The sequence below is a fragment of the Pseudomonas sp. NBRC 111119 genome (assembly GCF_001320125.1).
Taxonomy (GTDB): Bacteria; Pseudomonadota; Gammaproteobacteria; order Pseudomonadales; family Pseudomonadaceae; genus Aquipseudomonas; species Aquipseudomonas parafulva.
Window position 1 is genome coordinate 1 of the sequence record NZ_BCAV01000023.1, and the last position, 12,851, is coordinate 12,851.

Annotated in this window: 8 protein-coding genes; 5 read left to right on the top strand and 3 right to left on the bottom strand. The window is 64.0% G+C overall.

Going from position 1 to position 12,851, the window contains the following annotated elements:
• Positions 1-307: 307 nt before the first annotated feature.
• Positions 308-2,419, top strand: a complete 2,112-nt coding sequence (locus tag APH25_RS10210) for a bifunctional diguanylate cyclase/phosphodiesterase (RefSeq protein WP_060481820.1) — start codon at positions 308-310, stop codon at positions 2,417-2,419.
• A gap of 14 nt (positions 2,420-2,433) precedes the next feature.
• Here APH25_RS10210 and APH25_RS10215 read toward each other — a convergent pair whose 3' ends face one another.
• Entirely contained in the window at positions 2,434-3,258 is an 825-nt protein-coding gene (locus APH25_RS10215) for an aldo/keto reductase (RefSeq protein ID WP_060481821.1), read from the bottom strand.
• 246 nt (positions 3,259-3,504) lie between these two features.
• Here APH25_RS10215 and APH25_RS10220 point away from each other — a divergent pair, with 246 nt between their 5' ends.
• Together APH25_RS10220 and katG are read left to right on the top strand one after the other, a co-directional pair.
• Entirely contained in the window at positions 3,505-4,383 is an 879-nt protein-coding gene (locus APH25_RS10220) for a DMT family transporter (RefSeq protein ID WP_028634325.1), read from the top strand.
• Positions 4,384-4,493: 110 nt separating this feature from the next.
• Complete coding sequence (gene katG, locus APH25_RS10225; protein WP_060481822.1) at positions 4,494-6,752, top strand: catalase/peroxidase HPI; 2,259 nt, start codon at positions 4,494-4,496, stop codon at positions 6,750-6,752.
• A 36-nt stretch (positions 6,753-6,788) separates the two neighbouring features.
• On the opposite strand, the gene APH25_RS10230 is transcribed toward katG, so the two are convergent.
• Positions 6,789-8,981: a TonB-dependent siderophore receptor gene (locus tag APH25_RS10230; RefSeq protein WP_060481823.1), complete on the bottom strand. Its 2,193-nt coding sequence runs from the start codon at positions 8,979-8,981 to the stop codon at positions 6,789-6,791.
• A 239-nt stretch (positions 8,982-9,220) separates the two neighbouring features.
• Here APH25_RS10230 and APH25_RS10235 point away from each other — a divergent pair, with 239 nt between their 5' ends.
• Positions 9,221-10,438, top strand: a complete 1,218-nt coding sequence (locus APH25_RS10235) for an aminopeptidase P family protein (RefSeq protein ID WP_060481824.1) — start codon at positions 9,221-9,223, stop codon at positions 10,436-10,438.
• On the opposite strand, the gene APH25_RS10240 is transcribed toward APH25_RS10235, so the two are convergent.
• The gene (locus APH25_RS10240) at positions 10,419-11,423 is read right to left on the bottom strand and encodes a GlxA family transcriptional regulator (protein ID WP_060481825.1); all 1,005 of its coding nucleotides are present in this window, start codon (positions 11,421-11,423) and stop codon (positions 10,419-10,421) included. The two genes, APH25_RS10235 and APH25_RS10240, sit on opposite strands and share 20 nt — an antisense overlap.
• Before the next feature lie 52 nt (positions 11,424-11,475).
• Here APH25_RS10240 and pssA point away from each other — a divergent pair, with 52 nt between their 5' ends.
• Positions 11,476-12,804 carry a CDP-diacylglycerol--serine O-phosphatidyltransferase gene (gene pssA / locus APH25_RS10245; protein ID WP_060481826.1) on the top strand — a complete coding sequence of 443 codons (1,329 nt, stop codon included), beginning with the start codon at positions 11,476-11,478 and terminating at the stop codon, positions 12,802-12,804.
• Positions 12,805-12,851: the final 47 nt, after the last annotated feature.

Here is a 12,851-nt window from a genome sequence, read left to right on the forward strand (position 1 = left end):
AAGCGCCACTTGCGCGAATGAATAGTTGCGCGGTGTACGCGCCTACACTGAATAAGTTCACAGCTCAGCGTTCAAGGCGGAAAACTTTTTGTCGTGGCTATACGGACCGGACACAGGGTGGACACGTCTACGGGCACATGGTTGACACTGTCAGGCCCCCACCGCCACTCAACGTAACCCGCCGCTGGGCAGGCCAAATGGCCACCACCCTTCACAAAACCTTCATTAACGGCATAATGCCATCATTGATCAAAGGCCGGCCCTGCCGCCAGTCAACGCTCACCTCCCCAGGCCCAGGTAAAAACCCATGCCGCTAGCCGCAAGCCCCGACGCCATGTACCGGCTGCTGATCCAGAGCGTGGTCGACTACGCCATCTACATGCTCACACCCGAGGGCCTGGTCGCCAATTGGAACCCCGGCGCGCAGCGCGCCAAAGGGTATAGCGCCGATGAGATCGTCGGCCAGCATTACTCAGTGTTCTACACCGAAGCCGAACGCCGTGCCGGCGCACCCGCGCATAACCTGGCCCAGGCCCGCAGCACCGGGCGTTTTGAAGAAACCGGGCTGCGCCTGCGCAAGGACGGCAGTGCCTTCCGGGCGCATGTGGTCATCGACGCGGTGTACGACGATGAAGGCAACCTCGTCGGGTTTGCCAAGGTCACCCGCGACATTACCGAGCGCTACCAGCAAGAGCAGGCGTTGCTGCAGGCCAAGGAGCTGGCCGAGCAATACAGCCAGGAGATGGCCAGGCTCTCGCAGTTTCTTGACTCGGTCATCGCCAATATCCCCGCCAGTGTCATGGTGCTGGGGCTGGAGAACCAGCGTATTCTGCTGGCCAACCAGCAGGCCCGGCGCCTATTCGCCGTGCCGCAACAGCCCATGGTCGGGCAGTTGCCAGCAGACTGCCTGGCACCTGGCGCTGCGGCCTACGTGCAGCAACAGTTGGCACGTGGTGCCCGCAGCACCAAAGGGCATGCGGCTGAAACCCGGGTTGATACCGCCTGTGGCCCACGCATGTTGCGCAGCCGTACGCTGCTTAGCCAGAACCGGGAAGGGCAGGCCGACTACGTGCTGTTCGTGGCCGAAGACGCCACCGAGCAGTTGGCAGCCCATGCCCAGATTCACCACATGGCTCATCATGATGCGCTGACCGGGCTGCCCAACCGCACCCTGTTCAGCCAACGGCTGGGCCAGGCACTGCTGCGCGGTGGCGAGGCAGGTAAGCTGACGGCTGCCCTGTGCCTGGATCTGGACCACTTCAAGAACATCAACGACTCGCTGGGCCATGCCTTTGGCGACAAACTGCTGCGGGTCTTGAGCAAGCGCCTGCGCCGAGAGTTGCGCGAGCGCGACACCCTGGCGCGCCTGGGGGGTGATGAGTTTGCCATCGTGCTCACCGGCCTGGATAGCCGTGAGGCGGCTCACAATACTGCCCAGCGACTGATCAATGCGATCACGCCGCCGTTTCAGATCGAAGGGCACCAGTTCAGCGTGGGGGTGAGCATCGGCGTTGCCATCGCGCCGGATGATCACCAGCACGCCGACCAGTTGCTCGGCTACGCCGACATGGCGCTGTACGAGGCCAAGCGCAACGGGCGTAACCGCTATGAGTGTTTCGCCGTGCAGCTGGATGTCGCGGCGCGCCAGCGTCGCCTGGTGGAAACCGACCTGCGCACGGCCTTGCACCTGGGCCAGTTGCAGCTGCACTACCAACCCGTGGTGGATCAGCTGACCAGCAGCGTGACAGGCTACGAGGCATTGCTGCGCTGGCTGCATCCAACGCGCGGTATGGTGATGCCAATGGACTTCATACCCATTGCCGAAGAAACCGGGCTGATCCATGAGCTGGGCACACGGGCGCTGAACCTGGCCTGCCAGGAAGCAGTGCGCTGGGACAGCGAGCAGACGGTATCGGTGAACCTGTCACCCGTGCAGTTCAAGAACGCCAACCTGGTGCACACTGTGGCGTTGGCGCTGGCGGACTCAGGCCTGCCCGCGCAGCGCCTGGAGCTGGAGATCACCGAGTCGGTGCTGCTGGGCAACAGCGACGAGAACGTGCGTGTGCTGCGGGCGCTGAAAGACCTGGGCGTGTCCATTTCGCTGGACGACTTCGGCACGGGGTACTCGTCGCTGGGTTACCTGCGATCGTTCCCGTTTGATCGGATCAAGATCGACAAGTCGTTCGTGCATGACATGTGCGACAGCCCCGAGGCCATGTCGATCATCCGCGCCATCACTGGCCTGTCCAACAGCCTGATGATCAAGACCACAGCCGAAGGCGTCGAGTCGGAAGAGCAGCGCAAGCGGCTGGCGGCCGAGGGCTGTTCGCACTTGCAGGGCTACCTGTATGGCCGGCCCGTGCCTGCCAGCGAGCGTTTGAAGCACATTGACGTGGCCGGCTCGCCACAACCCGCCTGAGCGCCAGCGTGCCGTTAGCTGTTCCAGTCCGGCGCAAACGCTGGGCTGACCACGCGCTGGTCCTTGGGCAGTGCGGCGATTGCTGCCCGGTCTTCGTCATCGAGCTGCACCTGCAGTGAGCCCAGGTTGGCCAGCTGGTTTTCGCGGCTGCTGGCCTTCGGAATCACCGCCACCCCGTCCTGGTCCAGCAGCCACTTCAGCGCCACCTGGCTGGGCAGCACCCCGTGCTTGCGGGCGATAGCCTGGATGGCCGGTTGTGCTGCCGCCTGGCCGCGGGCCAGCGGGGTATAGGCGGTGAGCAGCAAGTCGTTGCTGCGGGCGTAGTCCAGCAGCGCCTGCTGGCCGAGCAAAACGTGGTATTCCACCTGGATGGCCGACAGCGGCGCACCCAGCGTCTCGATCACCTGGCGTAGCAGGCCCAGAGGGAAATTGGCCACCCCGATATGGCGCGCCTTGCCCTCTTCGCGCAGCGCCACCAGGGTTTCGATGCTGCGCGCTAGGTCCCAGTCCTTGCCCGGCCAGTGGATGTGGAACAGGTCCACGTGCTCGGTGCCCAGCGCCCGCAAGCTGGCTTCGAGCGACTGGCGCATCGCCTTGGGCGACAGGCTGTCCCACCACACCTTGGTGGTCAGGTGGATCTGCTCGCGCGGCACGTGGCTGGCGCGCAGTGCCGCACCCACATCTGCCTCGTTTTCGTAGGCGGTCGCGGTATCGATGTGCCGGTAGCCCAACTCCAGCGCTTGAACAACCGCCTGGGTGCAGGCGGTGCCTGTCATCGGCCAGGTTCCCAGGCCGACTGCCGGCAGGGCCAGCCCGTTGTGGGTGGTGAGCGTGTGCATTGAAGAATCCTTGTATGAACACTGGGTGCCTGCCCGATGGTGAGCGATAGGCAGGCCACGGGCCACGCCGGCAGGCGGCAAAGTGGTCGATTAACGCACACAAATTGACCTGAGCCGGCCCAGGCGGCGATTGAACTTTCTTCTCGTCGCGCATCTCTTCTAGAATCCCAGTGCTGCCCCCGCACGGCATTGCCCGCGCGGCATTCAAACGGCGCCGCCTGGTCTGGCGCCCCCATCGAGAGAGCCATGAGTTCCAGCACCCCGCTGTCCGGCGTCAACCAACCCCTGCGCGGCATCGCGCTGGTGGTCGGGGCCACGTTCCTGTTTGCCAGTCACGACGCACTGTCCAAGTTTCTCGGCGGCCTTTATCCGATCGTCATGGTGGTGTGGGCGCGCTATGTGGTGCACACCCTGTTGATGGCCGGCATCTTCCTGCCCAAGTCGGGCCTCAATGTGCTGCGTACGCGCCGCCCGGTGCTGCAGACCCTGCGCGCCCTCAGCCTGCTCAGTACCAGCCTGCTGTTCACCACTGGCTTGCAGTACCTGCCATTGGCTGAGGCCACGGCGGTCAACTTCCTCGCCCCGGTGCTGGTCACCGCGTTGTCGGCACCCCTGCTCAAGGAGCGGGTAACGGTAGGGCAGTGGGTGGCCGTGGTGTTGGGCTTCATTGGCGTACTGGTGGTGGTGCACCCGGGCGGGGCCATGTTTACCCCGGCCATCTTGTTCCCGTTCGGTTCAGCGTTGGGCTTTTGCTTCTACCAGTTGCTCACGCGCATTCTGGCGGCGCACGACAGCCCCACCACCAGCAACTTCTACGCGGGGCTGTGCAATACGCTGGCAATGAGTGCCCTGGTGCCGTTCTTCTGGGAAACACCGCGTTGGGACCATGCGCTGCTGATGCTGGCCCTGGGCGGTTTCGGGATGACCGCCCACTTGCTGCTGACCCAGGCGTTCCGGTTCGCAGCGCCGGCGCTGCTGGCGCCCTTCAGCTACTGCCAGATCGTGTTCGCCGGCCTGCTTGGGGTGCTGTTCTACAGCCAGGTACCCGACACCCTTAGCCTGGTGGGCATCCTGGTCATCTGTATCAGCGGCCTGGGGGCGGCCTGGATGCAGCGGGGCAAGTAGTCGAGAGCGTCAGGCTATCGCCCCGCAATAGCTATTCTATTAGACCTCTGCACGACCTCGGCTAGGCTTTCGGGTGGGAATCTGGACAACCGACCTGAAGGTATCCGCAGATGTCGAACGAACCGAAATGCCCGTTCCATCAAACCGCCGGTGGCGGCACCACCAACCGTGATTGGTGGCCGGACCAGCTGAACCTGAGAATACTTCACCAACACGCGTCCCTGTCTGACCCCATGGGCGCTGATTTCGATTATGCCAAGGCATTCAAGAGCCTGGATTTCCAGGCGCTGAAGGCCGACCTGACAGCGCTGATGACCGACTCGCAGGCCTGGTGGCCGGCCGACTTCGGCCACTACGGGCCGCTGTTCATCCGCATGGCCTGGCACAGCGCCGGGACCTACCGCACCGGCGATGGCCGCGGGGGTGCGGGCTCTGGCCAGCAGCGCTTTGCGCCGCTCAACAGCTGGCCAGACAACGTCAGCCTGGACAAGGCCCGGCGCCTGCTGTGGCCAATCAAGCAAAAATACGGCAGCAAGATCTCCTGGGCCGACCTGATCGTACTCACCGGCAACGTCGCCCTCGAATCGATGGGCTTCAAGACCTTCGGGTTTTCCGGCGGCCGTGCGGACGTGTGGGAGCCAGACGAAGATGTGTACTGGGGCTCGGAAAAGGTCTGGCTGGGCGGCGACACCCGCTACGGCAAGGAGCAGGCCAAGGCCCAACCCCCCGGAGAGGGCGACCTGGTGGCCGAACCGGCCAAGCACGGCGAAGAACAGAGCCGCAACCTGGGGGGTGAGCGCAACCTTGAGAACCCCCTGGCCGCCGTCCAGATGGGGCTTATCTACGTCAACCCGGAAGGCCCCGAGGGCAACCCCGACCCGGTCGCCTCAGGCCGTGATATCCGTGAAACGTTTGGCCGCATGGCCATGAACGATGAAGAAACCGTGGCACTGATCGCAGGCGGCCATGCTTTCGGCAAGACCCATGGCGCCGGCCCAGCCGACAACGTCGGGGCCGAGCCCGAAGCTGCGGGCCTGGAGCAGCAAGGCTTCGGTTGGGCGAGTACGTTCGGCACCGGCAAGGGCGGCGATACCATCACCAGCGGCCTGGAGGTGACGTGGACGTCTACCCCGACCAAGTGGAGCAACGAGTACCTCACCAACCTGTTCGCCTTCGACTGGGAACTGACCAAGAGCCCGGCAGGCGCGCACCAGTGGCGGCCGAAAGATGGCAAGGGCGCCGGCACTGTGCCCGACGCCCACGACCCGGCGAAGCGGCACGCGCCGATGATGCTCACCTCGGACCTGGCCCTGCGCTTCGACCCCGTGTACGAGCCTATTGCCCGGCGCTTCAAGGACAACCCTGACCAGCTGGCGGACGCTTTCGCCCGCGCCTGGTACAAGCTGATCCACCGGGACATGGGGCCGCTGGCGCGTTACCTGGGCCCGGAAATGCCTGCCGAAGAATTGCTCTGGCAAGACCCCATCCCCAAGGTGGACTACCCGCTGATCGATGCGCAGGACATCGCTGCGTTGAAAACCCGAATACTGGCCAGCGGCCTGGCGGTCGGGGAACTGGTGGCCACTGCCTGGGCGGCGGCCTCCACGTTCCGCGGTTCGGACAAGCGTGGTGGCGCCAACGGCGGGCGCTTGCGCCTGGCTCCACAGAAAGACTGGCCAGTGAACCAGGGCACCGACAAGGTGCTGGCAGCGCTGGAAACAGTGCGGGCCGAATTCAATGCCGGCGCCAAGCAGGTGTCGCTGGCAGACCTGATCGTGCTGGCGGGCGTAGCAGCGGTGGAGAAGGCGGCGGCTGACGCTGGCCACAGTGTGACCGTGGCCTTCCACCCCGGCCGCGCTGATGCTTCGCAGGCGCAGACCGATGTGGAATCGTTCGCCGTGCTGGAGCCGGTGGCTGATGGCCTGCGCAACTTCCTCAAGGCCCGCTACGGCGTCAAGGCGGAGAAGCTGCTGCTGGACAGGGCACAACTGCTGACGCTTACAGCGCCGGAACTGACGGTGCTGGTGGGCGGTTTGCGGGTGCTGGGTGCCAACCACGCTGGCAGTACTCAAGGGGTGTTCACCGACAAGGTCGGCGTGCTGAGCAATGATTTCTTCCGCAACCTGCTGGACATGGGGGTGGAGTGGAAACCAACCTCTGCGGACAACGAGGCCTTCGAGGGCCGCGATCGCACCACCGGGCAGGTGAAGTGGACGGCCAGCCGGGTCGATCTGGTGTTTGGCTCCCATGCTCAGCTGCGGGCGTTGAGCGAGGTGTATGGCAGTAGCGACGCGCAGGGCAAATTCGTCAGGGACTTCGTCGCGGCCTGGGAGAAGGTGATGGAGCTGGACCGCTTTGACCTGCGGTAGCTGAGATGTTGGGGCCGCAAGGCGGCCCCAACAGCATCAGAAGCTGTATTTCCCCGTCAGCATCAGGTTGCGTGGTGCGCCGTACACATCCCCGCCGTAATACACCGAGCTGGAAATCGCCGAGTAATACGTGCGGTCGAAAATATTGTTGGCGTTGAGCTGCAGGTCCAGATGCTCGTTGACCTTGTACCCTGCCATCAGGTCGGTGGTGGCGTAGCTGCCTTGCTGCAGGCGGTAGTGGGTGCCGCTCGCAGTCGGGATATCGTTGTACATGCGGCTCTGCCAATACACATTGCCGCCTACGCGCAGTTTCTCCAACGGCCCCTGGAACCTGTAGGTGGTCGAGACCTTGAACAGGTGTTCGGGCATGTCGGTGTCAAAGCGCTGGTTTTCGTTCTGCGGGTTGAGTTTGTCCTTAAGGTAATGCGTGCGGGCATAGGTATAGCCGGCTCCCACCTGCCAGTTGGGTAGCAGTGCGCCCTGCAGTTCGAAGTCGATACCCTGGCTGCGGATTTCACCGGATGCCACATAGCAGTTGTTCGGGTCCGCGCAGGCTGCCAGGCCCGCCCCTGTAACCTGAACGCCGCGGTTCTCCTGGTCTACCTGGAACACTGCCACGCTGGCGTTCAAGGCACCATCGAAGTACTCGCCCTTCAGCCCGATTTCATAGTTCTTGCCCACCACAGGCTTGACGATACTGCCAGCGGTATCCTTGTAGCTTTGCGGGTTGAAGATATCGCTGTAGCTGACATAGACCGAATGGTGGTCATCCAGTTCGTAGACCAAGCCGCCGTAGCGAGTCACGTTACGGGTAACCTTGTAGTCGGCTGCCGAACCGTCCTTGCTGTCGTAGTCGTACCAGTCCAGCCGGCCGCCCAGGATCAGTTTCAGTGGGTCGGCCAGGCTCAGGCGAGTGGTCAGGTAGACGCCGTCCTGAGTCGTCACGGCGCGGCTCTTGCCTACACGCATGAAGTTTGGTTTGCCTGCATCCAGTGGCCACTCAGGGTTATAGGGCTTGTAGTTTGTTTGCCTGAAGTCGGCGACCCGCCTGCTGGCGCCTACCACCAGTTCGTGACTGCGGCCGAACGCTTCGAACGGGCCGCTGACGAATGCGTCCACGCCGGCTTGCTTCTGGTTATGTTTGGACTGGTAAACAGTGCGTTTCAGGCTCAGGTCGGGTGACCAGCGCGACAGGTAAGACCCAGAGAACGTGGCCTGTTGTTCGCTGTAGTTGGTGTTCACCTGCAACTGCCAGTCATTGGCCAGGCGCTGGCGCAGTTCGGCAAACACGGTGTCGATGTTCTGGTCCTTGTTTTCCCAGGATGTGCCAGGGTTGAAGGAGCGTGGCAGGTTCAGGTGATGGCCATCCAGGCCAACCATGGAGGAACCCCAGAAATAGTTGGTCTTGTCCTTCTGGTGCGAGAAGCCGAGGGTAAGGGTGGTGTCGTCGCTCAGGTCGGCCTCGGTCACGGCATAGAACAGGCCGTGGTCCTCGTCGACATCGTCCACGAAGCTGCCATTGCCACGGTACGAGGCCACCACCCTGCCACGCAGCGTGCCACTGTCGTTCAGCGGGCTGGAGGCATCCAGTTCGCCGCGGTAGTCGTCCCAGCTGCCGGCGGCGCCGGTGAGGGTCAGTTTCTGTTCTGCCAGGGGGCGCTTGCGCACAAGGTTGATGGCCGCAGAGGGGTTGCCGGCCCCGGTCACCAGACCGGTGGCGCCGCGCACGATCTCCACGCGGTCGAACATCGCCAGGTTGGGCTGCGAACCGACGACCCAGCCGCTGTAACCGCTGGGGATGCCGTCATACATCAGGTTGTCGATGTCGAAACCGCGGGCCGAGTAGGTTTGCCTACCGGGGCCGCTGGAGGAGTCGAGGAACAGGCCCGGCGTGTTTTTCACCACATCGTTGATGCTGGTCATGCCCTGGTCATCCATGCGCTGACGGGTGATGACGGTGGTGGCCTGCGGTGTTTCACGCAGGGTCATTGGCAGCTTGGTCGCAGTGGCCATGGCGCCAGTGGTGTAAGACGCCGAGCCTTCTGTAACGCTGCCCAACTGGGTGTTGACGATCTCGGTCGCGCCAAGCTCCAGGGTGCCAGGGGTATTGGTGGGCGCTGTCTTGCCGCCCTCCGCAGCCTGCGCAGGCGCCAGCGTCGCCAGGCAGATGGCTGCGGCCAGCAGACTGCGGGCATGGCCAAAACTACGTGATGAGGCCGGGTGCGTCATGAAGGCTATTCCGAATGAAAAATAAGGAGCGAATGAGAATATTTACTACTTGATATGTCAAGCGCCTTGTATCGAAACGCCCTGTCTTTTTCGAAAAGCTGTGCTGAGATGTCGGGGTAGGGGCAGTACTGCCAACTTCAAGTCGGGTGCATACAAGCGCGCACCACGCCTTTTTGCTGCAATGGCTCACAGGGCGGCCGGCCTGAACAGCGTGCTCACCATTACAAGGAAGCCAGACCATGCAACTGCCCAGCACCCTTCGAATCCGCAATGGCAGCAAAACCGAACCCACGTTCAGTGCGCAGGAATATGCGCGCCGGCACGCCAGCCTGCGGGCGCTGATGGCCGCGCAGCACATCGACGCCGCGGTGTTCACCTCGTATCACAACGTCAATTACTACAGCGATTTTCTGTACTGCTCGTTCGGTCGGCCCTATGCGCTGGTGGTGACCCATGATCAGGTGATCAGCATCAGTGCCAACATCGACGGTGGGCAACCCTGGCGCCGCACCGTGGGCACCGACAACATCGTGTACACCGACTGGCAGCGGGACAACTTCTTCGTTGCCGTACACCAGGCGCTGCCACGTGCCAGCCGCATAGGGGTAGAGGACGACCACCTCAACCGGGTCAACCACGCCAAGCTGGCCGCGTGCTACCCCGATGCCGAGTTGCTGGATATCAGCGCAGGTTGCATGCGCCTGCGGCTGGTCAAGTCAGCCGAGGAGCAGGCGCTGATCCGCCAGGGCGCGCAGGTGGCCAACGTCGGCGCGGCCGCTGCGCTGGAGACGTTGGCCGAGCAGGTGCCGGAATACGAGGTGGCGCAGCATGCCACCCAGGCCATGGTGCGGGAGATTGCCCGGCGTTTTCCGCACGCCGAACTGATGGACACCTGGACGCTGTTCCAGTCCGGGCCCAACACCGATGGGGCGCACAACCCGGTGACCAGCCGCCGGGTCGGCAAGGGCGAGATCCTCAGCCTGAACTGCTTCCCGATGATCAGCGGCTACTACACAGCGCTTGAGCGTACGGTGTTTCTCGACCACTGCCCGGATGAATACCTGCGGCTATGGCAGGCGAACGTGGAGGTGCACGAAGCGGGTCAGCGGCTGGTTCGCCCGGGTGTGCGCTGCTGCGACATTGCCCACGAGCTGAACGAGATTTTCCTGCGTCACGGCCTGCTGCAGTACCGCACGTTCGGCTATGGCCACTCCTTTGGCGTGCTGTGCCATTACTACGGGCGCGAGGCCGGGCTTGAGTTCCGAGAAGACATCGAAACAGTACTGGAGCCGGGCATGATGGTGTCGATCGAACCGATGATCATGCTGCCCCAGGGCCAGCCGGGGGCCGGTGGCTACCGCGAACATGACATCCTCATCGTCACCGAGGACGGGGCGCAGAACATTACCGGCTTCCCCTATGGCCCCGAGCACAACATCATTCGCACGCGGGGGTGAGGCGGGCCCGCTGGCGTTGCGCGGAGGGTGATTCGCCGAACAGGCGGCTGAAGCTCTTGGAAAAGTGCGCCGGCGAGCTGAACCCGCAAGCCAGCGCCACCTCGCCCACCGGGGCATCGCCGTTCAGCAGCAGGTGACGCCCCCGGGCTAGGCGCAGTTGCAGGTAATACTGGCTGGGCGTGCGTTGCAGGTGCTTGTTGAACAGGCGCTCCAGCTGGCGCACGGTTACCTGGCTGAGGCTGGCCAGTTCTTCCACTGCCAGGGGCTCCTCAAGGTTGGCTTCCATGAGCGCCACCACCTGGCTGAGCCTGGGTTGTGCGCTACCCAGCAGGGTGCGCAGGGAAACACGCTGGGGCTCGCGCTCGCCGCGTACCCGGTCGCACAGCATCAGCTCGGCGGCTTTGGCCGCCATGTCGACGCCCTGGGGTTCGCGGGCCACCAGTTGCAACATCATGTCGATCGCCGCCACCCCGCCAGAGCAGGTGTAGCGGTCGCGGTCCAGTTCGAACAACCGCTGGGAGATGATGATGCCGGGGAAGTGTGCTTGCAGCGTCGGCAGGTCTTCCCAGTGGATGGTGCAGCGGTAGCCATCCAGCAACCCTGCCTTGGCCAGCAGGTAGCTGCCGGTGCAGATGCCGCCCAATGGCACACGCTGTCGGGCCAGTTGCTGCAGCCAGCGTACCAGTGGCCGGGTAGCACGGCCGCGTTCGATGGGGTTGGGGCCAACCACCAGTACGGCATCGAGTGCGGGTGCACGGGCAATGCTGCAGTCCGGGAGCACGCGCATGCCGTTGCTGGCAACCACCGGGGCGTCGTCTGCCGCAAGCAGTACGCTGCGGAACACCGGCTGGTGTGCCGCCAGGTTGGCCATGCGCAAGGTTTCCACCGCCGACGCCAGGCCGATCGTGGTGAAGTTGGGTACGATCAGAAAACCAAATGTCTTCAACGTGCCGGGCTGCGGTTTTTCCGACGCGGGGTGGACCATTGCGCGATTCCTGTGCAAGCTGGGGCACAGTTTGCCGCGAAGGTGACCGCAAGTGAATCCTGAAACCCTGCTGGCTGGCCTGCCAGGCATTGAGCTGACCCCCGACGCGATACAGGTGCTGCCCGATGCAAGGGCCTACCGTGACTGCCTGCTGGCGCGGATCGCCGCCGCTGAGCGGCGCATTGTCATCGTGGCGCTGTACCTGCAGCAGGACGAGGCGGGGCAGGCAGTACTCGATGCGCTGTACCGGGCCAAGGCCGCCAGGCCAGCGCTGGACATCACCGTGGTGGTCGACTGGTTCCGCGCCCGGCGCGGCCTGCTGGGTGCTGGGCGGCAACCCGGCAATGCCGCCTGGTATCAGGCCCAGCGCCAGTCGCAGGGCCTGGACGTACCGATTTACGGCGTACCGGTGCAAACCCGTGAGCTGTTCGGGGTGTTGCACCTCAAGGGCAGCATCATCGACGACTGTGTGCTGTACACCGGTGCCAGCCTGAATAACGTCTACCTTCACCACTTTGACCGCTATCGCCTGGACCGTTATCACGTGTTCCAGTCGCCGGCCCTTGCCGATGCCATGGCCGGCCTGGTGCAGCGCCTGCTGCACCCTGTGGCCACACCGCGTCTGGACCTGCCCGAGCCGCCCGCCACAGGCAGCCTGCGCAGCGACATCCGCCGCCTGCGGGCGCGGCTTCGGCGGCTGGTGTACGAGGCTGTGCCCAGTCGCCCGGGGCAGGGCATGCGGGTTGTACCGCTGCTTGGCGTGGGCCGGGGCAATACCTTGAACCGTACGGTGTGTGCGTTGCTGGCCGTGGCGCAGCAGCGCATCGTCATCTGCACCCCGTATTTCAACCCGCCCAGGGCGGTGATGCGGGAAATCGACCAGGCCCTGGCGCGGGGCGTCGAGGTGGAGCTGATCGTGGGCGACCGTACGGCCAACGATTTCTACATCGCCCCGGGGGAGCCGTTCAGCGCGAGCGGTGCGTTGCCTTACCTGTATGAAGACAACCTGCGGGCCTTTGCCCGCCGCCGGCACGTGTGCCTGGCCAGTGGGCAGTTGCAGATCCGCATCTGGAACGACCCCGGCCATACCTTCCATGCCAAGGGCATGTGGGTAGACCAACGCTACTCATTGCTGACCGGCAACAACCTGAACCCGCGCGGCTTCAACCTGGACCTGGAAAACGGCCTGCTGATCGACGACCCGCAGCGGCAGTGGCTGGCGCCACGGGAGGCGGAACTGGCCGCACTGCGCCGGGTTGCCCCCGCTATCGGGTCGGCAGATGAACTGGGTATCAAGGCCGATCACCCCAAGCCCGTGCGCAAATTGCTGCGCAGGCTACGCTATAGCCGGTTGGAACCGTTGATCAAGCGGGTGCTTTAGCGGCCAGCCAGGATGCTAATGCGCAGGCCGGTGGTCAGTTGTTGCGA

Bases quoted from the DNA above. Each gene is read 5' to 3' on its own strand.
- APH25_RS10210 (WP_060481820.1), top strand. From the start codon at position 308: ATGCCGCTAGCCGCAAGCCCCGACGCCATGTACCGGCTGCTGATCCAG.
- APH25_RS10215 (WP_060481821.1), bottom strand. From the start codon at position 3,258: ATGCACACGCTCACCACCCACAACGGGCTGGCCCTGCCGGCAGTCGGC.
- APH25_RS10220 (WP_028634325.1), top strand. From the start codon at position 3,505: ATGAGTTCCAGCACCCCGCTGTCCGGCGTCAACCAACCCCTGCGCGGC.
- katG (WP_060481822.1), top strand. From the start codon at position 4,494: ATGTCGAACGAACCGAAATGCCCGTTCCATCAAACCGCCGGTGGCGGC.
- APH25_RS10230 (WP_060481823.1), bottom strand. From the start codon at position 8,981: ATGACGCACCCGGCCTCATCACGTAGTTTTGGCCATGCCCGCAGTCTG.
- APH25_RS10235 (WP_060481824.1), top strand. From the start codon at position 9,221: ATGCAACTGCCCAGCACCCTTCGAATCCGCAATGGCAGCAAAACCGAA.
- APH25_RS10240 (WP_060481825.1), bottom strand. From the start codon at position 11,423: ATGGTCCACCCCGCGTCGGAAAAACCGCAGCCCGGCACGTTGAAGACA.